At 67.4% G+C, this 23563-nt stretch carries 13 protein-coding genes, 1 tRNA gene and 1 pseudogene; 7 read left to right on the top strand and 8 right to left on the bottom strand.

The window, feature by feature from the left end; all coding sequences use genetic code 11:
* Positions 1-1147 precede the first annotated feature (1147 nt).
* Positions 1148-3841, top strand: coding sequence for an RICIN domain-containing protein (locus AB0H84_RS34365; RefSeq protein WP_357613686.1), 2694 nt, complete (start codon positions 1148-1150; stop codon positions 3839-3841).
* A gap of 246 nt (positions 3842-4087) precedes the next feature.
* Here AB0H84_RS34365 and AB0H84_RS34360 read toward each other — a convergent pair.
* Positions 4088-4177: pseudogene (locus AB0H84_RS34360) on the bottom strand (IS5/IS1182 family transposase); the annotation flags it as partial.
* Between the two features lie 925 nt (positions 4178-5102).
* Here AB0H84_RS34360 and AB0H84_RS34355 point away from each other — a divergent pair.
* A complete protein-coding gene (locus AB0H84_RS34355; RefSeq protein ID WP_357613958.1) occupies positions 5103-5459 on the top strand; it encodes a transposase in 357 nt (118 codons plus the stop codon).
* On the opposite strand, the gene AB0H84_RS34350 is transcribed toward AB0H84_RS34355, so the two are convergent.
* Positions 5361-6287, bottom strand: coding sequence for a response regulator transcription factor (locus AB0H84_RS34350; protein WP_357613683.1), 927 nt, complete (start codon positions 6285-6287; stop codon positions 5361-5363). The genes AB0H84_RS34355 and AB0H84_RS34350 overlap by 99 nt on opposite strands.
* Before the next feature lie 9 nt (positions 6288-6296).
* Positions 6297-7535, bottom strand: coding sequence for a sensor histidine kinase (locus tag AB0H84_RS34345; RefSeq protein ID WP_357613680.1), 1239 nt, complete (start codon positions 7533-7535; stop codon positions 6297-6299).
* Between the two features lie 319 nt (positions 7536-7854).
* Between AB0H84_RS34345 and AB0H84_RS34340 the strand changes: the two genes are divergently transcribed.
* Together AB0H84_RS34340 and AB0H84_RS34335 are read left to right on the top strand one after the other, a co-directional pair.
* Positions 7855-11346, top strand: a complete 3492-nt coding sequence (locus AB0H84_RS34340) for a LamG-like jellyroll fold domain-containing protein (RefSeq protein ID WP_357613677.1) — start codon at positions 7855-7857, stop codon at positions 11344-11346.
* A 100-nt stretch (positions 11347-11446) separates the two neighbouring features.
* The gene (locus AB0H84_RS34335; RefSeq protein WP_357613674.1) at positions 11447-17563 is read left to right on the top strand and encodes an RHS repeat-associated core domain-containing protein; all 6117 of its coding nucleotides are present in this window, start codon (positions 11447-11449) and stop codon (positions 17561-17563) included.
* A gap of 805 nt (positions 17564-18368) precedes the next feature.
* Here the strand turns inward: AB0H84_RS34335 and AB0H84_RS34330 are convergent.
* Positions 18369-18440: transfer RNA gene (locus AB0H84_RS34330), tRNA-Arg, on the bottom strand.
* Between the two features lie 115 nt (positions 18441-18555).
* Here AB0H84_RS34330 and AB0H84_RS34325 point away from each other — a divergent pair.
* From AB0H84_RS34325 to AB0H84_RS34315, 3 genes are all read left to right on the top strand, one after another.
* Positions 18556-18942, top strand: a complete 387-nt coding sequence (locus tag AB0H84_RS34325; protein WP_357613671.1) for a response regulator — start codon at positions 18556-18558, stop codon at positions 18940-18942.
* A 282-nt stretch (positions 18943-19224) separates the two neighbouring features.
* Positions 19225-19890: an AIM24 family protein gene (locus AB0H84_RS34320; protein WP_357613669.1), complete on the top strand. Its 666-nt coding sequence runs from the start codon at positions 19225-19227 to the stop codon at positions 19888-19890.
* Between the two features lie 150 nt (positions 19891-20040).
* On the top strand, positions 20041-20523 hold the full coding sequence (locus AB0H84_RS34315) for a YbaK/prolyl-tRNA synthetase associated domain-containing protein (RefSeq protein ID WP_357613665.1): 483 nt from the start codon (positions 20041-20043) through the stop codon (positions 20521-20523).
* Here the strand turns inward: AB0H84_RS34315 and AB0H84_RS34310 are convergent.
* From AB0H84_RS34310 to AB0H84_RS34295, 4 genes are all read right to left on the bottom strand, one after another.
* Positions 20520-21578 (bottom strand): cellulose binding domain-containing protein, encoded by a 1059-nt coding sequence (locus tag AB0H84_RS34310; RefSeq protein WP_357613662.1) that lies wholly within the window; start codon positions 21576-21578, stop codon positions 20520-20522. The two genes, AB0H84_RS34315 and AB0H84_RS34310, sit on opposite strands and share 4 nt — an antisense overlap.
* A gap of 108 nt (positions 21579-21686) precedes the next feature.
* On the bottom strand, positions 21687-22538 hold the full coding sequence (locus AB0H84_RS34305; RefSeq protein WP_357613659.1) for a universal stress protein: 852 nt from the start codon (positions 22536-22538) through the stop codon (positions 21687-21689).
* 12 nt (positions 22539-22550) lie between these two features.
* Positions 22551-22712, bottom strand: coding sequence for a hypothetical protein (locus AB0H84_RS34300; protein WP_357613656.1), 162 nt, complete (start codon positions 22710-22712; stop codon positions 22551-22553).
* Positions 22713-22936: 224 nt separating this feature from the next.
* Positions 22937-23548, bottom strand: coding sequence for a class I SAM-dependent methyltransferase (locus tag AB0H84_RS34295; protein ID WP_357613653.1), 612 nt, complete (start codon positions 23546-23548; stop codon positions 22937-22939).
* Positions 23549-23563: the final 15 nt, after the last annotated feature.

Here is a 23563-nt window from a genome sequence, read left to right as displayed (position 1 = left end):
TCGATCCCACCGGTCAGGAGTTGACACTCCCGCTCACCACCGTGTGACAGCGAGACCGCGTCGGCGCGGGCCCGGAGCCCGGCATGCGAGCAACGGCGCGCGTGCCGATCGCAAGCGTCTTCGGTCCTCCGTGTTTATCGGCGTAGCCTCATCGCCTGACGGCCTGAGGCCGGGGCCGGGGATCGGGTGCCAGTAAGGCACCCGGCTGTGAGCTGACATTGCCCTGCGATTACTTTTAGTCACAAAAGATCGCCTATCCCGACGACGGCCTTCAACTCAGCTGTCTCACATTGCTCATGAAAGTTTCATCGGCAAAGTGAGCCACCACTGCTGAGATAGGCGGCTTCCTCCCTCAACCTGCCCGGAACGCGGCTGATCCAGCAGAGATCCGGTGCGCCGCGGGCACCGCATGGCGGATTGCGCCGGGCCGCCGGCAACCGGCGCGGAGCCGGAGACATCGGCCCTGACCTGGCAGATCGGACCGAGAGCTGCCAGGTGAGGTGGCCCCGTACGCATGACCGGCGGCGTCCCACCGCGACCCGCGGGAAGTCCACCATGTCGCGGAAGATCGCCCAGCGCCGCGGCGCTGGGGGTGGACGAAGAGGTGCGCCTTCCGGCGCTCCATCAACTATTGCGAGACACCCATGTTAATGCGACATTACTCCTAAACATCAGTCGGCATACGTCATACGTTACATTCCGTAACGGCACGTCTGTCACGGATTCTTAGGGCGTGTTATGAGGAGACCTCGCGCCCCGGCGGCGTGACTTTCGTCAGCGCAGGGCCGGAGCGGACGGCCAGAACTCCTTCAGCACCGGCAGACTCGTCCTTCGCGTACTGCAGAGCCCATGAGCCGCCTGTGACGAATGCTCGGTGCGCAAGACGGCCGGGCGCCGCTCATCCGGCGGTAAGGACATTCGGCCTTCCCGACGACGAACCCGCCGAGGCCCCCGCGCTACGGCATTGCCGCGCATGGCGTGAGGGCGGCCGGCCCCTCGGCCCGGAAAGGTGCGCGGCCCTCCGATCGATGTCCGCAACGGCAAGACAAGGCGCCACGCCCGCGCAAAGGCACACCCCGATGAGCTCTGCTGGGGCGGGGTGATTTCGCGGCGAAACCCTTCTCGGAACCAGCGAAAGGAACAGAGTGTGATACCAGCCCTGCCCACCACTGGGAAGGCGTTAGCGGCGCTTGCGGTGTTCGTTGCCGCGGTGTTGCTGCCGACGTTCACAGGTAATGCCTCGGCCTCGGCGGCGGCCCAGGCAACCTACTATGTCGCCCCCGACGGCAACGACGCCAACCCTGGAACGATCACGTCACCGTTCCAAACCCTGCAGCGCGCGAGGGACGTCGTTCGCACGGTGAACGCCGACATGACAGGCGACATCCACGTGTATCTCCGCGGGGGCAACTATCCGGTCGGCAGCACGATCGACTTCACGCCGGCCGACTCCGGCACGAACGGATTCCGGGTCGTGTACGCGGCGTACCAGAACGAGACGCCAATCCTCAACGGCGGTGTTCAGGTAACCGGATGGACGCAGCACAGCGGTAACATCTGGAAAGCCCCGCTGAATCGCAGCAACAAGCTCCGCGCGCTCTATGTCAACGACAAGCGAGCGTACATGGCTTCGAAGACGATAAACTCGCAGGGGTGCTACGGAAATTACACCGTCACGGCCGGACAGGCGTCTTGGGCGTGGGAATCGGGCTCGCAGTGCGCGGGAGCGAAGTACAGTCTGGGCGATTTCCCCGCTATCGCCGCCAACCAAGACGACATCGAAATAGAGACGGCGACGACCTGGACCACGGCCATCGTGGGAGTCCAGCAGGTCACCTCTGACGGCACGAACCGTATAGCTCAGTTCCAGCAGCCGGGAGCGGCTATCGCCCAAGGCGCCTTCAACGGGAACGCCCAGGTCGGCGGCACCCACAAGGTCATGAACGCCTACGAGTTCCTGGACACGCCGGGCGAGTTCTACTTCGACAAGACGAGCCGGACGTTGTACTACTACAAGGCAGCCTCCGAAGATATGGCGACCGCGACGGTTTTCGCGCCGAACAATGTGTCCACCCTTCTCAGGGTCGCCGGCGCCTCCACCAGTTCTCGCGTCCGAAACATCACATTCTCCGGCCTCACGGTCCAGCACTCCGACTGGAACCTGTTCAACGTGGCCGGCTCGGCGTTCAAACAAGCCCAGCAGGGCAATCTCGGCGCACTCGTATATGCCAAGCAGAACTTCCACGTCTATTACTACCGCAATGTCGACATGGCACCCGGCATCATTCAGATCGACAACGCCGACGGCCTCGTCCTGCAGAACAACCGGATACAGCACACCGGCGTCGACGGAATCACCATGGCCAACGACGTGGTGAATTCGCAGTTGATCGGAAACTACACCAACGACATCGCCGGATCCGCTATCGTCGTCGGCCATCCCCAGCATGTCTACATCGGGGACCACACCGCGACGAATCACGAGAAGTATCCCGCTCAGGTCGAAGGAGCGCCCAAGAACATCGAGATAAAGAACAACTACATCTACGACAGTGCTGTTCTGTTCAACGGGCACAGCCCCATCTCGGCGTACTTCGCCGACAGCTTGACCATCCAGCACAATCGCGTCGAGAAAGCCCCGTGGTCCGGCATAACGCTCGGCTGGGGGTGGTGGAACTTCGACGGATCGTCAGGCTCGATCCAGCCCAACCGGCCGACCACCACGGCGAAGAACAACAACATCAGCTACAACCACATCATCGACACGGTGCAGCGCCTGGGCGATACGGCTCCCATCTACACGCTGGGCAGCCAGCCGGGAACCACGATCAACAACAACTATCTGCAGGGCGTCCCGGCCGGTCACAAGTACGGACTCCACCCGGACGAAGGCTCAGCGTTCATAACCTTCCGCGACAACGTCCTGAGCGTGGACAAGAATGTCACGTGGCTCATCAACTCCGACGACTTCGGGCGTAAGCATGATCTGAGCATCACGCAGACATACGGCCCTATCAACAAAGTTTCCAACAAGAACCTGCCGAACAGCACGGTCCAGGACATCCTCGTATCCTCCGACTACGTCTGGCCGTCGCAGGCCTATGGCATAGCCGTGAACTCCGGACTCGAGGACGCGTACAGGAACATCATCCCCCAGAGCAATCTTTCTCTGCCGGATTACGTCCTGCCCGCCAGCACCTTCGTCGGCGCCGGCGTGACATCGATCCCCATCCGCAGCACCGGCGATGCGAGCAAGACGGTCTGGCTGGCCCCCTCGGGCACGACCTCCTTCGTCGTCGGCAACACGATGACCCGGGCAAGCGGAACCGCGACCTCCATTGCCGTTCCGCCGTCGACCGGTGAGTATCGGCTCTACGTCGTGGACGCCCAGGGGAATCGATCGGTTGAGTCGAAATCGCTCGTCAGGCAAGGAAACGGCGGGAGCAGCCAGCAGAACGTCACGATCGTGGGCGGCCAGTCGGGTCGATGCGCGGACGTCAGCGGCGGCACTGCGACCAACGGCGCCCAGGCGCAGCTGTGGGACTGCAACGGACAGACCAACCAGCGGTGGACGTACACGTCGGGCAAGCAGCTGCAGGTGTTCGGCAACAAGTGCCTGGACGCCTACAACCGGGGCACCTCGAACGGCACCCAAGTGGTGATCTGGGACTGCAACGGACAGACCAACCAGCAGTGGAACCTCAATTCCAACGGCACCATCACCGGTGTGCAGTCCGGATTGTGCCTGGACGCCAACGGCGGCGGCACCGCCAACGGAACGAAGATCATTCTGTGGTCGTGCAACGGCGGCAGCAACCAGCAGTGGAGCCTGCGCAGCTGACGTGAGGTCCTACCGGGCCGCGGACGGTCAACAACCGCCCGCGGCCCACCCTGCCGACGGTCGGGATTCCATCCGAAGGCGCTGCGGTGTCAATCCCCTGCAAAGGAAAGCGCGGAGGCGATCCTCTGCCAGAGGGCCGGCGCGGGGTCCGCTAGGTGCCCGTGTACAAACTGATCGTCAGGTCGGTTTGGGCGATGCCGATCGTGCGAGTCCTCGCCCCATGAGAATGATGATCGCCCACAAGACCATCCACGACAGTGTGCGTTTCACCACCCACCTGCGCGGAAGGAGCACGAAGCCGCTGACATCGTCACTGCGCTTGACGATCTCCAGGGTGAGCCGGAGGCGCTTTGGGCCCAGATCACGAGCTTGCCGGCGTAGGCGCTGTCGGCCCAGATCAGCGTGGGGGTTTCTAGATTTCTTCGATGAATGCCCGGATTCAGGTCTTGAACTGAGCTCCGACTTCGTTCTCGGCTGCATCGATCAGATCGTTTGGGTCGTCCGGCGGGACCAGCCCGAAGCGCCGGTTCAGCCATGCGACATATGTCTTGTGAGCTTGGGCTCCGCCGTCGCACTCACGATGGTGTCCCCTATACCCGCCGAAACTGGCGCCGCCCCAGTCCACGTCAAGTGGTCGATCGCTCGCGAGTTGGCGCAGTAGATCCCGGAGTTCGCGTGCGGTGAGGTGGATTCCTCCTTCGTCTCCGAACACGACGATGGGCAAGGTGGAGAGGTCCGCGCGGTCGTCCCTGCGCCATAAGGCATAGAACGAGCCCGAACTGTTGGCGTAGGCGAAGGGCAGGAAGGCGTCGATGAACTCTTGGGCGTCTGACCAGCCGTCGTGCTTTGGCTCTCCGAATTCGATCAGCTCGAACCGTCCGAGACGAACTTTCCTTCGAGTTGCTTCTCAAGGTCGTTGAGCTGGTTCAGTTCTGGTACAGGTGAATAAGCGCTGCTCATGGAGACGCTGTCCCATCGGCTGGGAGCGGGAGGCAAGATCGTTTGATGGAGGATACAGGCTCCAGCGAAGGCGCGGGTGGCTTGCGGGATGGCGCACGGTCATCGGGCGAAACAGTGACGTAGGGCGAATCTCCTGCGACAGGAAGTGACCTTCCGGTAGCAACGGTGGTTGGCCAAGCCCCATCATCGACCGGAAGGCCTGCCGCCGTTGCACGCCGTCGCTCCCGTCGCTGTTTCCCGTACCGAAGAAACTGCCTGCACGTGTGTGGCCTGCCAGTCCGGTCGGGGTGCCGATCACCCCATCCGGGCGCCCCGCTACACCACCGACATGAGTGACGAGGAATGGCAGGTCATCAAGCCGTTGATGCCCTGGCCGGCCTGGTTACAGGGCAACGGCGGACGACCCGAGAAGTACTGCCGTCGCCGGGTCATGGACGCCATTCGGTACGTGGCTGACAACGGCTGCAAATGGCGCAATCTGCCCGCCGACTTCCTGATGCCCTGGCGCACCGTCCACGCCACCTTCACACGCCGTTGCAAGCACCCCCCGCACTTCGGCTTAAGGTCTCTCAGCAAGAGAGGGAGGCTCGGGGGTGTCGAGGCTGGTGCCGGGCATGGTGGGCTGGTCAGGCTTGCTGGGTTGCGCGGGTTTGGGTGAGACGGTAGGAGTCGGTGCCGGTTTCGACCATTTTGCCGCCGAAGGTGAGGCGGTCGACGATGGCGGCGCAGAGGCGGGGGTCGGTGAAGGTCTTGGGGGTGGCGCCGTCGTCCGGCTTCGCGAGGAGACCTGGGATTCAGACGTCATGCGGGCGCGGCGATCTCCCGGCCCGGGGGTGACCAGGCCTGACTCGTACGCCAGCGCCACCGCTTGCGCCCGGCTGCCGAGGTTGAGTTTGACCATGGCGCGGTTGAGGTGGGTCTTGACGGTGGCCTCGCTGACGTTCAGGCGCGTGGCGATCTCGGCGTTCGGCAGGGCGTGACCCACGAGCTTGAGAACCTCGGCTTCGCGGGCGGTCAGGGCGTCGAGTTCGGGCGCGAGTCGGGTGACGTCAGGGTCCGGCCGGCGGGTATAGGCCTTGACGAGGCGCTGAGTGACGGTGGGCGCGAAGAGCATGTCGCCGGAGGCGATGGTGTGGATGGCGGCGATGAGCCGTTCGGGCGGGGTGTCCTTCAACAGGAATCCTGAGGCGCCGGCGCGCAGCGCGTTGTAGACGTATTCGTCGAGGTCGAAGGTGGTCAGGATGACCACGCGGGGCGGCTGGTCGCGGTGCGCGGACAGGATGCGCTCGGTGGCCGTGACCCCGTTCATGCTGGGCATCCTGACGTCCATGAGGATCACGTCGGGCCGGGCGGCGGCCGTCAGGGCGATGGCCTCCTGTCCGCTCGCGGCTTCGCCGACGACGTCGAGGCCGGGGGCGGCGCGGATCAGCGCCGCGAGGCCGGCGCGAATGAGGACCTGGTCGTCGACGACGAGTACTTTGATCATCTGCGCGGTTCACGGGCCGGGAGTGAGAGGCTGGATGTCCGTGCCCGGGGAGGGCAGCGGCAGAGTGACCACGACCTCGAATCCTCCTGACGGCTTCGAACCGGTCTTGACCGTTCCCTTGTAAAGTTTGACGCGTTCCCGCATGCCGATCAAGCCGTGGCCGTCCCCTTCCGGGGTATCCGGAGCCCCGCGCCCGTCGTCGCTGATGCGCAGTTCCAGTTCGGCTCCGTAGTCGAGCGAGACCCGCGCCGTAGCGGGACCGGCGTGTTTGAGCACGTTGGTGAGGCATTCCTGGACGATTCGGTAGGCGCACAGGTCGATCCCGGGTGGCATTGGGCGTACCGTGCCGGTGATCGACACCTCCACCGGGACGCCTGCGGAGCGCACCCGTTCCGTCAGCTGATCGAGCCGGCCCAGGCCTGGCACCGGATCGTAGCTGTCAGCACGCTCGTCAGCGCTGTCGTTGGCGTCGATGCGCAGGACGGCCAGCAGCCGCCGCATCTCGCCCATGACCTCGCTGCCCGTGTCGGCGATGGTGGTGAGAGCCTGGCGCGCGGTTGGGGGGTCGGAGCCGAAGACGTAGCGGGCCAGCCCCGCCTGAATCACGATGACCGACATATGGTGGGCGACCACGTCATGCAGTTCGCGGGCTATACGCAGGCGTTCCTCGGTGACGGCACGCCGCGCTCTGCCCTCCTGGTCGCGCCGTAAGCGCTCGGTCAGGTCGGCGAGCTGCTTGTTGCGCTTGATGACCGTCCGTGTCCGGTTGCCGAACGACCATACGACGGCCACCATGAGGCTGCCCTGCACGATGTTGGGCCAGGTGTAGTTGTCCGGAGCAAGGACCGCCGCATGCCACCAGGAGGCCGCCACGGCAAGTGCGCAGGGGACGGACACGGCCGGGAGCCGTCGGGCGGCCACCGTGTAGAGGACCAGCAGCTGCGGCAGCTCGTTGAGCCGGGCGTCGTAGCCGGCCACGTGGAAGACGAGCCCGGCGACCCAGGCGACCCCCAGCACGGTCAGCGGGGCGCGTCGCCGCCAGGCCAGAACGAGGGTGACGACCAGTGTCAGCCCCACACCGGCGGCGTCCCAAGGCCGCCGCGCGTAGCCCAACTGCGCCGCTTCCTCGGACAGCAGGAAGCCGAACACCACAGAGGTGACCGCGACCACCACGCTGAAGATCACATCGATGACGAAGGGGTTCATCGCGGCGAGCCGCCTGAGCGACGACAGTATCTTCACGCGCATCAGCGCATGCTAACCGCCGCGGGAAGCGCCACTCATCGCCTGAGCGGTCGGTCCGCCGCTGCTACCTCCGCGGTAGGAACGCCAGGCATATACAGCAGAGGTTTACCCCTCACGCACCGCCGTACCGCAGATGGCGCAGCGATCTCTATCCAAGAGTTTGACGCCAAGGACGACCGCTTTTTCCTATAAATGGTGCCGGTCCGAGTCGCCGGCGCTGTCAGAAAGCGGAGTGCCCGCAAGGGGCGGGTTCGTCCTGCGACGCGGTGGAACCGATGAGCAGCTTACGCAAGCACACTTCGTCGCACTTCCTGGAGGCTCGATGCGCCGCCGCACCCCCCGCAGCGTCCTCAGCCGTGTCCTCGCCATGGTCATGTCGCTGGTCATGTCGCTGCTGGTCTGCTGTCCGCAAGCCGTTGCGGCCTCGCCGGGTGGGTCCCCCGCGCCGGCGGCGACGGGCAGCCCGCCCGCGCGGTCCGAACGCGAGGCTCTGGAGCTGGCGCGCGGCAGCAGGCAGCGCGTTGAGGTGCTGTCGCTGCGCACGGAGACCCGCCAGGTGTTCGCCAATCCCGACGGCTCGTACACCTCCGAAACCTCGGCGCTGCCTGAGCGGGTACGGCGCGGCGGTGACTGGGCCGACGTCGACCCGACCCTGGTCTTCGCCGCGGACGGAAGCGTACGCACCGTGGCGACGCCGCTGGACCTGACCTTCTCGGGCGGCGGGACAGCCCCGCTGGCCGCCATCGGCGAGGGTGGCCGTTCGGTCGCGATGACCTGGCCGGGGCGCCTGCCGAAGCCGGTGCTCGAAGGGGACACCGCGACCTACGGCGAGGTGCTGCCCGGCCTCGACTTGAAGGTCACCGCTTCGGTGCTCGGCTTATCCGAGGTGCTCGTGGTCAAGACCAGGCAGGCCGCCGCCAACCCCGCGCTGAACCAGCTCGCCTTCAGCATGCGCACGAACGGGCTGACGGTGCACAAGACGGCGACCGGCGGCCTGAGCGCCGTCACCGAGACGGGAACCGAGCTGTTCCACGCGCCGGCGCCGAGGATGTGGGACTCCTCCGGTACGACGTCCGACCCCGCCACGCTCAAGGCCGGGCCGTCGAGCGAGGGCAGGCAGGCCGTCATGGGCGTGGACGTGGCCGGGGACCGTCTCTCGATCACGCCGGACAAGAGCCTGCTGACCTCTCCCGGCACCATGTACCCGGTCTACATCGACCCGCAGTGGTCAGGGTCGAAGCTGGCCTGGACGTACGTGGACAAGTCCTACCCCTCCCAGGATTACTGGAACTCCAGCCACATGCCGGAGGCCGGCTCCTACGGCGGCGGCGTGAAGCGCTCGTTCTTCCGCATGGATTCCGACAACGTCAACGGCAAGCACATCCTGAAGGCCACGTTCCGCATCACGCAGATCAAGTCCTGGGGCTGCACCTCCGACCCGCAGGCCGTGCAGCTCTGGCTCACCGGCGGCATCTCCACCTCCACGACCTGGAACCATCAGCCGTCCTGGTCCGACTACCAGGACAGCGTCGCCTCCGACGCCGGATACAGCTCCTCCTGCCCGGACAAGGGCATCGAGTTCAACGTGACCAAGGCGATCGTCCGGGCCGCCAAATCGGGCTGGTCGAACACGACGTTCGGGCTGAGGGACTACAACGACACCAGCGGCAGCGTGTGGGGATGGAAGGGCTTCAGCAACGCGCCGAAGCTGGTCATCGACTACAACACCCCGCCGGCGGCTCCGTCGGGGATCGGCACCTATCCGGCCACGCCCTGTGTCACCGGAGCGGCCCGGCCGGCGGTCAACGCCGGTGACGCGGCCAACCCGCTCCAGCTCAAGGCCCGGATCTACGACCCGGACAAGGCCAACGACGGCGTACGGGCCGAGTTCAGCCTGCACCACTACAACGCCACCACCGGCGTGTGGGACGACATCACCTCGACCATGCCCGGCGGCGGCAAGACCGCCTACAAGTACACCACCTCGGCCACCGACCACTCGATCAAGCTGTCCGGGCTCGTCACCGGCCACAGTTACGCCTACCGGGTCAAGGCCTACGACGGCACCGACTCCAGCGCATGGAGCAAATGGTGCGAGTTCGCCGTGGACACCGTCGATCCCGTCACCCTGCCCAAGGTGACCTCCCTGGACTATCCGCCGAACACGCCCGACGCCTGGCAGGGCAGCGTGGGGTGGGCGGGCGGCCTCACGCTGGCTCCCGGCGACGGCGAGAGCGACGTGTCGGCCTTCCGCTGGGCGCTCGACGACCCGGCTCTGGCCACCCCCGCCACCCAGATCTCGATCCCGGCCGGGCAGACCACCGTGAACGTGCGGGTCGCGCCCCGCCACGACTGGCTCAACGCCCTGTACGTCTACCCGGTGGACAGGGCGGGCAACGTCGGCAAGACCCCGACCGTCTACAGCTTCTACGTCAACGCCGGATTCGGCCCCGAGGGACACTGGCGGCTGGACGAGACCGCGGGAACCACGGCGGCCGACTCCGCGGCGACGACCCACCCTGCGACACTCGGTGGCGGCACCACCTGGACCGGCGCGCGTGTCGCCGGAGGCCTGCGCCTGGACGGCAGCACCGGCTACGGCAGCACGTCCGGCCCGGTGGTGCACACCGACCGGAGCATGAGCGTGTCGGCCTGGGTGCTGCTGAACGACAAGACCAAGAACTCCACCGTGGTCAGCCAGAACGCCGTGCGCGGCTCGGGCTTCCAGCTCTACTACTCCTCCGGCTACAAGCGGTGGATCTTCAACAAGTTCAACGCCGACGTCGACGACATGACCATCGTCCGGGCGATCAGCGACGACGAGCCGACGACCGGGATCTGGACGCATCTGACCGGGGTGTGGGACGCGCCGGAACGGCAGTTGCGGCTGTACGTCAACGGCATCCTGCAATCCACGAAGGGCGACTTCCCGTACAAGCCGTGGGACGCGACCGGGCCGCTGCAGCTTGGGCGGGTGCAATGGAAGGGCACCTACATCGAGAACTTCGCCGGTGACATCGACGACGTGCAGATCTGGAAGCGGGAGCTGTCCGACGACCCGCGTACCGTCAACGACCCCGCGCTCGGCAACGAGATCGCCGCCATGGCCAAGCAACCTCCCATCCAGCGCGGCTGGTGGAAGTTCGAGGAGACCACGGGTACCACGGCGGTCAACTCCACCGACAGCCGCTGGCCCGCCGCCCTGGGCGGCGGCGCCGCCTGGACCGGCGACGGCTTCGACGGCGGCGGCGCGCTCAGCTTGAACGGCACCACCGGCTACGCGACCACCCCGTCGGCGCCGCTCCGCACCGACCACAGCTACGCCGTGACCGCGTGGGTCCGCCTGTCAGGCGACGACACCTGCGTGCTGCCGAGCCACGCGATGACCGTCCTGGCCCAGGACGGAGCCACCTACAGCTCCTTCTACCTCGGCTACCGGCTCATCGCCGAGAACGGCGTCGCGGTGCCGCACTGGTCGTTCTCGACAACCCCTGACGCCGCCAGTGGCACCCTGACGCACGCCACCTCGGCCGAGCCCATCGACTGCTCAGCGCTCAACACCTGGACCCACCTGGCCGGCGTGTACGACGAGCAGGCCAAACAGATCCGCCTCTACGTCAACGGCCAGCTCAACGACCAGCGTCCCGTCACCGGCGGATGGGCGGCAGGCGCACTGCAGATCGGCCGCGCCACGTACAAGAGCGCCGCCGTGGACTACTTCAGCGGCGACATCGACGACGTCCGCGCCTACACCGGCACCCTGACCGACCGTCAGGTCATCAACATCGCGATGAACCTGCCCATCGACGGCTAGACGCCACGCTCCACACGCTCACCGACGCCCCCTCGGGAGGAAAGCCGTGCTCGGTTCAAGGCGAGGCTGGATCGAGATCGCCGCAGTTCTAGTCATCGTGGTGCCGGCAACGCTGACGGCGCCGACCGCCGCCCAGGCGACCGACGACCCCGGCTGGCAGCAGGCCCAGGAACAGCATCCGGTGCCCGGCCGCACCGTCAAGGCACGCGGGCCCTTGACGGACCCGGGGGCCGGATACGACCTCAAGGGCGCACCCGCCGTGTCCTGGCCGCAAGCGGGCACCGCGACCGTGACCGTCCCGGCGGCCGGCGACACGCCGTCCCAGAGCGCGGAGAGCACCGCCACAGCGGGGGCAACCGCGCCGAGCGGCGGCAGGGCCAGGTTACGGGCCGGAGGCTTGCCTGTCTGGCTGGGCCGGGCCGCGCCCGCGACCCTATCGAAGGGCGCGCGGGAGGCCACCATCGTCCAGGTGCGCACGCTCGACGCACGCAGCGCCGACAGATCGCAGATCAAGGGCCTCGGCATCCAGCTCACCACGCAGAACGCCCCGGCTCGCTTGTCCGTCGAGGTCGACTACTCGGCCTTCCGGTACGCCATCGGCGGCGACTGGGCCTCCCGCCTGCGCCTGGTCCAGTTGCCGGCGTGCGCGGCCACCATGCCCGACCTGCCCGAGTGCCAGACCCGCACGCCCCTGCCGACGAGCAACGACGTCACCACCGGCCGGCTGGCCGCCGACGTCGCCCTCGCCGCAGGGGCGACCACGCTGGCCGCCGAGGCCGCCCCGTCCGGTTCTGCGGGCACGTACGAGGCCACGTCGCTGTCGCCGTCGGCGACCTGGAACGAGGGCAACCAGAGCGGCTCGTTCTCCTGGTCCTATCCGCTGCGCCTGCCGCCGGCCCCGGGCGGGCCGACTCCCGACGTCGGGTTCGTCTACTCCTCGGGCAGCATCGACGGCCGCACCGTCGCCACCAACAATCAGGCGTCCTGGATCGGCGAGGGTTTCGACTACTGGCCCGGTTTCATCGAGCGCAGGTACAAGGCGTGCGCCGATGACGGCGTGACGCCCAAGCGCGGCGATCAGTGCTGGGGCAACCACAACGCCATCATGGCCGTGAATGGCCGGGCCACTGAGCTGGTTCTCGACGACGCCACCGGTACCTGGCAGCCGAAGGAGGACGACGGCTCCAGGATCGAGAAGCTGTCGGGTGCCGACAACGGCGACAACGACGGCGAGTACTGGCGCCTCACCACCCCCGACGGTACCCAGTACTACTTCGGCCAGAACCACCTGCCCGGCTGGGCGAGCGGCAAGGCCGAGACACAGTCGGTGTGGACGGTCCCGGTGTTCGGCGACGACGACGGCGAGCCCTGCCACAAGGACTCCTTCTCCGACTCTTGGTGCCGGCAGGCGTGGCGGTGGAACCTCGACTACGTCGTGGACCCGCACGGCACGGTCAGCACGTTCTGGTACGCCAAGGAGAGCAACTACTACCGCCGCGACGTCACCCTCCTGACCGACGGCGTGCCGAACGGCACACCCACGGTCTACGACCGCAGCGGCTACCTCAAGCGCATCGACTACGGCCAGCGCTCCGACGCGATCTTCTCCGCCTCGGCCCCGGCCCGGGTCGTCTTCGACAGCAAGGAGCGGTGCATCCCGACGTCGAGCTTCGACTGCGCCGAGGGCAAGTTCACCAAGGACAACGCGAAGTACTGGCCAGACGTCCCCTACGACCAGAACTGCGACTCCGGCGACAAGTGCCTCGACCGCTACTCCCCGACCTTCTGGACGCGCAAGCGGCTGGCCGCCGTCACCACTCAGGTGCTGTCGGGGAGCGCGTACAAGGACGTCGACACCTGGACCCTCGACCAGCAGATGCGCGCGCCCGGCGACGGCACGGCGGCGTCGTTGTGGCTGGCCGGGATCCAGCACACCGGGAAAGTCGGCGTGACGGCGTCGCTGCCGTCGGTAAGGTTCGCCGGCGTGCAGCGGCCCAACCGGGTCGATGCCCTGGAGGGACGGCCTCCGCTGACCAAGTGGCGCATCTCCGCGATCGACAACGAGACCGGCGGCGCCCTGTCCATTACCTACTCCGACGAGGACTGCAAGGCTGGGAACACCCCCGATCCGGACTCCAACACCCGCCGCTGCTACCCGCAGTACTGGTCGCCGGAGGGCGCTACCTCGCCCAAGCGCGACTGGTTCCACAAGTACGTGGTTACCCAGGTCCAGCAGATCGACCGTACCGGCGGCGCGCCCGACGTGCTGGAGACGTATGAGTATCTCGGCGGCAGCGCCTGGCACCACGATGACGACGACGGTCTGACCAAGGAGAAGTACAAGACCTGGTCGCAGTGGCGCGGCTACGGCACGTTGCGGGTGCTACGCGGCGCTCCCGGGGAACAGCGCTCCAAGGCCGAGTTCACCTACTTCCGCGGCATGGACGGCGACGAGCTGTCCGGCGGCGGCACCCGCGACGTCAAGATCACCGACTCCACGGGGACGGCTGTGGACGACGCCGAGCCGCTGCAGGGCCGGGTCCGGGAGGAGGTCCGCTACGACGGGCCCACCGGGGCTGCTCTGACGGGCACGACCAGCGGCTACTGGACCAAGCAGACCGCCAAACGGGTCCGCTCCTGGGGCACTACCACCGCACACATGGTGCGCGGGGGCAAGACCCGCATCCGCACCGCGCTGGCCTCCGGCGGCTGGCGGTACACCACTACCGACACCGGCTACAACACCGACGGCCTGTCCACCGAGGTCAACAACCTCGGCGACGAGGCCACCACCGACGACGACCAGTGCATCCGCACCACCTACGCACGCGACACCACCCGGTGGATGCTTTCCTACGCCGCTCGCGTGGAAACCGTTGCGAAAGCATGCTCCGCCACCCCCGACCGGCCCGCCGACGTGCTCTCCGACGTGCGCAAATACTACGACGGCAAGGCGTTCGGCGCGGCGCCGTCCAAGGGCGACGTCACCAAGACCGAAAAACTCGGCTCCTGGGACGGCGGCCCCCAGTACGTCACCGTCGGCACCACCACCTTTGACCTCTACGGCCGCCCTCTGGTGGTCACCGACCCCAACGGCACCACCACCAAGACCTCCTACACCCCGGCCACAGGACTGGTTACCGCCAAACAGGAGACCAACGCCCTCGGTCACGTCACTACCACCGAGATCGAGCCCGCCTGGGGCCTGGCCACCGCCACCACCGACGCTAACGGCAAACGCACCGACCTGGCCTACGACCCGCTCGGCCGGCTGACCGGCGTCTGGCTGCCCGGCCACGCCAAGACCACCTACGCCTCGACCCCGAACACGAAGTTCAGCTACCAGATCCGCACCGACGGGCCCACCACCGTCACAAGCTCGACACTGCGCGCCGACGGCACCACCTACACCTCCGGCTACGCCCTCTACGATGGCCTGTTACGCACCCGCCAGACCCAGCAGCCCGCCCCCGGCGGCGGCCGCCTGATCAACGACACCTTCTACGACACCCGCGGCCTGGTCTACAAGACCAACGACGACTACTACACCGAAGGCGACCCCGGCGGCACGCTGTGGGTACCAGCCAGTGACGACGACGTCCCCGGGCAGAACGTCACCGTCTACAACGGCATGGAATGGCCCACCGCGCAGATCTTCCGCAAGCGCGGCACCGAGCAGTGGCGCACCACCACGACCTACGGCGGCGACCGCATCAGCGTCGACCCGCCCCCCGGTTCCACCCCCACCACCAAGATCGTCAACGCACAGGGGAAGACCACTGAATTCCGCCAGTACCACGGCGACGCCCCGGCCGGGGACTACGACACCACCACCTACACATACACCCGCGCCGGACAGCCCGCCACCATCACCGACACCGCTGGCAACACCTGGACTTACCACTACGACCTGCGCGGCCGCATGACCCAGACCGATGATCCCGACAAGGGCACCGCCAAGCTCTCCTACGACGACAGGAACGACCTGCTCACGACGGTCACCGACGCCCGCGGCGCCAGCCTGTTCCTCACTTACGACGCCCTCGGACGCAAGACCGCCGAATACTCCGGCACCTCCACCGCCGGCACCAAAATCGCCGAGTGGACCTTCGACAAACTCGCCGACGGCACCGAGGCCAAGGGCCGCCAGACCGGCTCCACCCGGTACGTGAGGAATGCCGCCACCGGCGCGATGGACGCCTACACCAGCGCTGTGACCGGCTACGACAACGCCTACCGGCCCACCGGCACCCAGACCGTGATCCCGGCCGCCGAAGGTGCCCTGGCCGGCACGTACAAGACCACCACCGACTACAACCCCGACGGGACCGTCCACCGCACCGTGCTGCCCGCCGCCGGCGGCCTGCTCGGCGAGACACTCTTGTACGACTACGATGCGCTCGGCAACCCGACCACGATGCGGGGCCTGACCAACTACGTCACCTCGACGACCTACTCCAAGCTCGGCCAGGTCCTCGACATGACGATGACCACCGGCCTGAAGCGGGTCAAGGAGACCAACTTCTACGAGGAGGGCACCAACCGGCTCACCCGCTCCCTCTACGAACGCGAGACCGCTCCCATCTCCGTCGCCGACACCAACTACACCTACGACCAGTCCGGCAACATCCTCAAAATCGCCGACACGCCCTCCAACCAGACATCCGACGTCCAATGCTTCCGCCAGGACTACCTGCGACGTCTGACTGACGCCTGGACGACATCCACCGGCGACTGCGCCACGGCTCCCTCGCAGAGCGTCGTCGGCGGACCGGCACCGTACTGGCAGTCCTTCGCCTACGACAATGTCGGCAACCGCACCAAGGACATCGACCACCAGGCCACCGGCGACGTCACCAAGACGTACACTTACGCGGGCGCCGGCAAGCCACAACCGCACACGCTGGCCTCCGTCGCGTACAAGGGCGGAACGCGTGACGGCCAGATCGACACCTACACCTACGACCAGGCCGGCAACACCACCGAACACGGCTCAAACCGCCTGCTGGAATGGGACGTCGAAGGTCACCTCGCCAAGTCGACCGACCCCTCCGGCGTGAGCACCTACGTCTATGACGCCGACGGCGACCGGCTTATCCGCCGCGACCCCACCTCCACCACCCTCTACGTCGCCGACATGGAAGTCCGGCTCGACACCAAGACCGGCGCCAAGACCGCAACCCGCTACCTCAGCTTCGCCGACCAGATCATCGCCGCCCGCACCAGCAAAGGCCTGGTCTGGCTCGGTGACGACCATCAGGGCACCACCACCACCATCGTCGACGACACCACCACCCAGACCGCCGCTCGGCGCCGATTCACTCCGTTCGGACAGCAACGCGGCGTCGCGCCGACATCCTGGCCGGGCCAGAAGGGCTTCGTCGGCGGCACCATCGACGAGTCCACCGCCCTGACGCACCTTGGCGCCCGCGAATATGACCCCGAAACCGGCCGCTTCCTCTCCGTCGACCCCCTCTTCGACAGCGCAGACCCGCAGAGCTGGAACGGCTACGCCTACGCCGACAACAACCCCGTCGTCAACGCGGACGCCGACGGCACCATGTGCTACCACACTCCCGACGGGGTCGATTGCTTCAACGGCGACGGCGTGGACCGCCGCCCCAACAGCGACGGTCACGGGTACACGGTCTATCACCGGGGAAAGCCGGTGGCGTCCTCCGGTGACAGCGTCAGGCCACGGACGTTCTGCGACATGTTCCCGATCCTCTGCAAGCTTCCACCTCCGGTGAAATACCGGCCGAAGCCCAAACATGTCATCAAGTACCCCAGCTTCCTTGACGCCTTACTTGGAGGTCTCAACCTGTCGGGCGACCAAGGCGCGACCGGTGCTCCCGGCTACGCCACCATATGGGAGCAGATATTCAAGCAGTTCGGGGTCGAGATCACAGACAATGAGCACCGGCGGTCGAAACGGAAAGACAGGCCGGGGCCAGGGCACCGGCCGGAGATTGACAACGACCCCTCAGACCGACCGGCCCCGCCCCTCCTGCGCACACACCTGATCCAAGGCGGCGACGACCCGGCGAAGGTCCAGCGGCAGCGCGAGCGTAATCAGCTTGCGGTTCACTGCGGCAAGCAGGGGCTCTGGTGGGGGCTCGGGGGCGTGATCGCAGGGAGTCCTGGCGGGCCACCTGGAATGATCGCCGGGGCGAACGGCGGGATCATCGCGGGCGCTGGGTCCTGCCTGTGGGGATGACGCCGGGCCGCCGTCCGGAAGCCCGCCCGCCGGGTCTCCGGACGGCCCTCGGCAGAGCGACCTTCGTCCAGGGCCTGCATGAACTCGCCGGTATGCGAATGGGTGGCCGGTTCCGAGGGCCGCACCCCAGTACCTTCGAAAATCGCCTTGATCACGTCCCCGCGCTCGACCCGGCCACCCGCCGCCGTCTTCGTCCTGTCCGCGCTGACCCTGGCCGGGTGGCTGCTCACCGGAGGCGAGGTGCACGGCGGGGCGACGCGCAGGGCGTTGGCGAGGAGGTTGTCGATGATCCGCACGATGGCACCGGGCACGGCCCACACATGGCCCACGGGAGGGCCAATGACGGTGAGCGCGACCTGGTGTTCGGCGGCGAACGGAGCCCATGTCTCAGCCCGGTCGGCGATGGTGGCGTCCAGGTCGACCGGTTCCCGTGTTGTGGCGGCGTCCTCAAGGCGCGCCAGCGCGAGCAGCCCGTTGACCATACGGGCCAGCCGGTCGGTCTGAGGGGCCACGGTGATTCCGGACAGCCGTCTTATGGCGTAGAGCCTATGCGGCTGCTTGGAGCGAGAGGGACTCGTTAAGTACCTCCAGGGGCGGCCGGTAGCCGAGCGCCGACCTCAGACGCCATTGAGTTCGACGCGGGCTAGCAGATTCGCCGGGTGGTCGGGGTACTGATCGGAAGTTCCGGCGTGGCCCACAACCAGCGAGCGCCAATGAGAACGGGCGGGACTCCGTGGGACTGGAGACCCGCCCGTACCGCAATATTCGCCCTGGTCAGCGGCTGGAACCGCTGGTCAAGATCGAGTGCCCCCTGCAGGATTCGAACCTGCGCACCCGGCTCCGGAGGCCGGTGCTCTATCCCCTGAGCTAAGGGGGCTCGACGAGTGATAAGGCTATCAGCATCCCGACACCACTCGGCACCGGATAAAGCTCCTCGTACGCATCCCGCGAAAACCGCACGTGACAGCACTACTACGGGTAACTTTGCGCCCGTGGGCGAGGTTCTTGGGAAAGTACTGGTCGTCGATGACGACGAGGTCATCCGTCAGCTCATCGCGGTCAATCTGAACCTGGAGGGGTTCGAGGTCGCGACCGCCACCGACGGGCAGGACTGCCTTGATCGGGTGCTCGACGTCATGCCGGATGTCATCACGCTGGATGTGATGATGCCGTGCCTGGATGGATGGACGACTGCGGAGAAGTTGCGCACCGACGAGGCCACCAGCCATATCAAGGTCGTGCTGATCACGGCCCGGGCGCAGGACGATGACAGGAGACGGGGGCTGGGGATCGGGGTGGACGCTTATCTGACCAAGCCGTTCGATCCGGCTGAGCTCATTCAGGTGGTGCGGGATCTGGCGGCTGCTGGCCGGGGCTGAGGAGTGAGGGGCTGCGACCCTCGGCATCGGTCGGCGCACCTCCATGGATCAGCGGGCCGCGGAGCTCTACCTGCTGGTCGGTGACGCGCGGGGTGAGGGCGAAGCGCTGTTCTGGGTGGGGGTCTTTCATCGGGTGCTGATGGCGCCGCGGGCGTGATGCGCTGCGTCGAAGAGGCAGGCGTGACCGCGCCGGCGATGTAGCGGATTCTTTTGCGCGCTGCAGCCGGATTTTTTACGCGTACCCTGGCCCTACCCTCGTCCGAACCGCAGGAAGGTCGAACCGTGCGTAGCTCCATTTTCGGCAATCTCGAGTCCCAGCCGGTGCCCCCTGGATTCGCCCTCCAGAACGGCAAGATGCTGAGGGTTCAGCTGCCGCACGAAGTCCTGGCCAAGCAGGGCTCCATGGTCGCCTTCCAAGGGCAGATGGACTTCGACTACGAGGGCGGAGGGCTCGGCAAGCTGCTCAAGAAGGCCGTGACGGGCGAGGGCGCGTCACTCATGCGCGTACGCGGCGAAGGGCTGCTCTACCTCGCCGACAATGCCGACGACATTCACCTGTTCTACCTGGAGAACGAGGGGATCACCGTCAACGGGCGCAACCTGCTGGCGTTCCAGCCGCAGCTCACCTGGGACATCCAGCGCGTGCAGGGCGCCGGGATGGCGGCGGGCGGGCTGTTCAACACCACGGTGACCGGGACCGGGTGGGTGGCGGTGACCACGCACGGCACGCCGGTGCTGCTGGACGCCGGCCGCATGCCCACGTACGCCGACGGCCAGTCCGCGGTGTGCTGGAGCACCGGGCTGCGGGTCGGCGTCAACCGGACGATGAAGGTGGGCGCGTTGATCGGGCGCGGCAGCGGGGAGGCCATGCAGCTGTCGTTCAGCGGGCAGGGGTTCGTGCTGGTGCAGGCGAGTGAAGGCGCGCCCGTCATCACCCAGAAGGCCTAGACGGAGCCGGCCGTCAGCCGGCCCACCGGCGGCGGGCTCCTCACGGTGCTCGCCAAGGCGGGCCTGGTCCGCGGCAAGAGGATCGAACAGTGGGTGTACTACCGGCGCGGCAAGGATGAGATCGCGCAGCGAAGGAGTTGTTGAGCAGTCATGGGTGAGCTGTACGAGCGCCTGATCGCCGACATGGACGCCGCCGGCGCCCGCTACCGGCTGATCGACCATGCCCCCGAAGGGCGTACCGAGCTCGTCAGCGCGATGCGCGGGCACGACGTCGCCCAGGCGGCCAAGTGCCTCATCGTGATGGTCAAGATCGGCAAGAAGCAGACCCGGCACGTGCTGGCCGTCGTGCCCGGTGACGCCCGGCTGGACCTCCAGGCGGTCAAGGCGCTGCTGGACGGCACGTACGTGGCCTTCGCCGGCAAGGAGAAGGCCGAGGAGCTGGCCGGGAGCGTGAGCGGGACGGTGCTCCCGTTCAGCTACGACCCCCGGCTCGAGCTGGTCGCGGACCCGTCGCTGCTCGACCGGCCCGAGCTCTACTTCAACGCCGCCAGGCTCGACCGGTCCGTCGCGCTGGCCACCGAGGACTACGTGCGGCTGGCCGAGCCCAGGCTGGCGCCGATCATCCTGAACTAGGAGCAGGTGGGCGTGGGAGCGGTGTTCGCGCCGCTCCAGGAGGCGAGGAAGCCGAACGTCGTCGAGGCCCCGGGCGCGAGCGACCCGTTCCAGTTCACGTTACGCACGGTCACCGAAGAGCCGTCGGCGCTCAGGGTGCCGTTCCAGAGCTGGCTGATCCGCTGCCCGTTCGCGAACGCCCACTGCACCGTCCACCCGCTGATCGCCGCGGCGCCGCTGTTCTTGACGGTGACCTCGCCCTGGAAGCCGTCCTGCCACTGGTTCGTGATCTTGTACGTGGCCGTGCACCCGCCCGCGGGAACAGTGGGGGTGACGGTCGGCGTGACGGTGGGGGTGGCGGTCGGCGTGGAGGTCCCCGACAGGGCGTTCACCAGCGGCGGGTACCACTTGTCGGACATCTTCTGGTCCCCCGTGGCGTTCGGATGCACCCCGTCGTACGTGTCCGTGCTCGTGCTGAACCCCGTCCACTGGTCGACCACCGTGATCGGCGACTGCTGGGTGGTGGTCGCGGCGGCCCAGGCCGGGATGGCGTTGTTGAAGGTGACGGCGCGCTGGCCGCAGTCGGCGCAGTTGGACGGGTTCATCGGGATGATCTTGGCGACCAGGATCTTCATGTTGGGGTTGCCGGCCCGCATCTGGTTGACGAGCGTGGTGAACGCGCTGAGGATCGTCGCCGGCGCGAGGTTGCTCCACACGTCGTTCGTGCCGAGGTGCATCAGGACGATGTCGGGTTTGGTCGCGGAGAGCCAGCCGGGCAGCTGGTTCTGGTTGGCGATGTTGGTGGCCAGGTAGCCGCCGTGGCCCTCGTTGTCGCCGTCGTACGGGACGCCGCAGCCCTGCAGCGGGAGGGTGCCGACGAAGTCGATGTCGGTGTAGCCGGTGCTCTGGAGCCGGTTCCAGAGCAGGGCCCGCCAGCATCCGGGGGATCCGGTGATCGAGTCGCCGAGAGGCATGATCCTGGTTGCCGCGGCGCCGCTGGCCTGCGTGGTGGTCGCGAATAACACCGCCGCGGCGAGTGCCAGCATCGCCGCCAGCAAGGTGCTGGTCCTGCGCATCGTCTGCTCTCCCGTCGTAGCCTGCGCAGATCGTAAGAAGCGCGCTGGTAGGCGGGAAGGCGACTCGGTACGCACAGGCCCATGACCTGCGAGGACGCCGTGTAACTTTCAAGCCTGTCCAGGCCTGCCGCGGCGGACCACGACGAGCGGGCAGGGCGCGTGGTGGAGCATGGCCTGGCTGATCGAGCCCATGAGCATCCCGGCGAGTTGGCTGTGCCCGTGCGAGCCGACCACCAGCAGGTCCGCCCCCTTCGCCGCCTCCCGCAGCACCTCGACGGGATGGCCGTGCACGATCTCCGCCACCACGTCCACTCCGGGATGCCGGTCCCGGTGCCCGGCCAGGAACTCGTTCAGCTCCCGCAGCGCGTCCCGCTCGCTGTCGGGGTCGGCGGGCGCGAAACCGCTCGGATGCGGCCAGGCCCACGCGTGTACGGCGCGAAGCAGCGCACCGCGCAATTCGGACTCGGCGAACGCGAAGCCGAGCGCCTGCCGGCCTCCCGGAGAGCCGTCGACCCCCACGACCACCTCGCCCTGCGGCGTCGAAGGGCGATCGCGTACCAGGACCACGTCCGTGAGCGCGTGCGCGGCCACCCCGTACGCGACGGAGCCGACCAGCAGCCCGCGCACGCCGCCGATCCCCCGGCTGCCGACGACCAGCAGCTCGGCCTCTTCCGAGGCTCTGATCAGGGCGGTCCGGGGGTCGCCCGGCAGCAGGGCGGTCTCCACGCTGAGCCCGGGCCGCTCGCGCAGCGCCCGGTCCCGGGCCGAGAGGAGCACCGTCTTCGCACCTTCGCGCATCCACCGCCCCACCTCGGCGTAGCGGCCGTGGGTCTCCTCGCACACCCACTTCGGAACGGCGTGCGCCACGGTCAGCGGCGCGTGGCGCAGCGCCGCTTCCGTGGCGGCCCAGCCGGCGGCGTCCAGCCCGGTGCGCGAGCCGTCGACGCCCACGATGATCACGGAACTCGCTCCTTACGCGAACGCGTAGCACTCCACCTCGGCGCGCCGGAACGTCAGTCCCTTGGCTGTGGAGTCGCGCAGGCACTCGCGCTCTGCCTCGCTGAGTTTGAGCGTGCCGCAGACGGTCACGCCGGAGTACGTACGGCAGTCGAGCTTGTGGTCGACTCTGCCCACGCGGTACATCTCCCTGACCGCTGCCCTGCATCTAGCCTTCCCCGTGTCGGCGTAGCGGCATTGGGAGAGGAGGGTTTCGTACTGCTGCTGACTCACTTCTTGCTGGCCTGTACCGTCCGCGAAGGCGGCGGTCACGCCGGACGTGGCCATGACCACAAGTCCTGCGACAGCGGCGATCATTTTCATGGTTCCCCTGATGGGACCCATACCGCCCAGGGCGCTCGTCAAACCTCGCGCCGGATCGCGAGGACGCCGAGCCAGGTGCGCTGCTCGGCGCGGACGTGGTGCTCGATGACGTCGAATCCGGTCTCGGCGAGCAGTCCGAGCAGCGCCTCCGGCTCTCGGTGCACGAACCACCGGTACAGCTCGCCGCCGTACTGCACGCGCTCCCATCCCTCACCGTCCCCCGCCGACGTGCTCAAGCCCAGCACGCCACCGGGCCGTAGCGTCACCGACCAGGCACGCAACGTGGCCTCGGTCCCGGCGGCCGGCACGTGCAGGAGTGCCGCGATCGACCACAGACCGGCCAGCGAGCCGGGGGCGAGCGGCGGCCGGCGCAGGTCACCCAGCGCTGTGGCGACCCCGCGGGCGGTGGCGAGCCTGGCCATCTCGTACGAACGATCGACCCCCACGACCTGCAACCCCTGCTCAAGGAGCCACGCCGCGTCCCGGCCCGGACCGCAGCCGAGATCGGCCACCCGGCCGCCCGGGGGCAGGGCGTCGGCGAAGCGCTGCCTGAAGGCGAGGTAAGCGCTGTCCACGTGCTCGGTGCGTGCGGCGAACTCAGCAGCGATGTGGTCGTAACTGGCCGTGGTCGTGGAGATCGGGTCATCCATCACCGGATCATGCCA

Origin of the sequence: Nonomuraea sp. NPDC050786 (assembly GCF_040654115.1) — a bacterium.
Classification (GTDB): Bacteria; Actinomycetota; Actinomycetes; order Streptosporangiales; family Streptosporangiaceae; genus Nonomuraea.
Note: the sequence above shows the minus strand (reverse complement) of the source record. Positions and strands in the feature narration are given on the sequence as shown.

Bases quoted from the DNA above. Each gene is read 5' to 3' on its own strand.
- AB0H84_RS34350 (WP_357613683.1), bottom strand. From the start codon at position 6,287: ATGATCAAAGTACTCGTCGTCGACGACCAGGTCCTCATTCGCGCCGGC.
- AB0H84_RS34345 (WP_357613680.1), bottom strand. From the start codon at position 7,535: ATGCGCGTGAAGATACTGTCGTCGCTCAGGCGGCTCGCCGCGATGAAC.
- AB0H84_RS34340 (WP_357613677.1), top strand. From the start codon at position 7,855: ATGCGCCGCCGCACCCCCCGCAGCGTCCTCAGCCGTGTCCTCGCCATG.
- AB0H84_RS34315 (WP_357613665.1), top strand. From the start codon at position 20,041: ATGGGTGAGCTGTACGAGCGCCTGATCGCCGACATGGACGCCGCCGGC.
- AB0H84_RS34310 (WP_357613662.1), bottom strand. From the start codon at position 21,578: ATGCGCAGGACCAGCACCTTGCTGGCGGCGATGCTGGCACTCGCCGCG.
- AB0H84_RS34295 (WP_357613653.1), bottom strand. From the start codon at position 23,548: ATGGATGACCCGATCTCCACGACCACGGCCAGTTACGACCACATCGCT.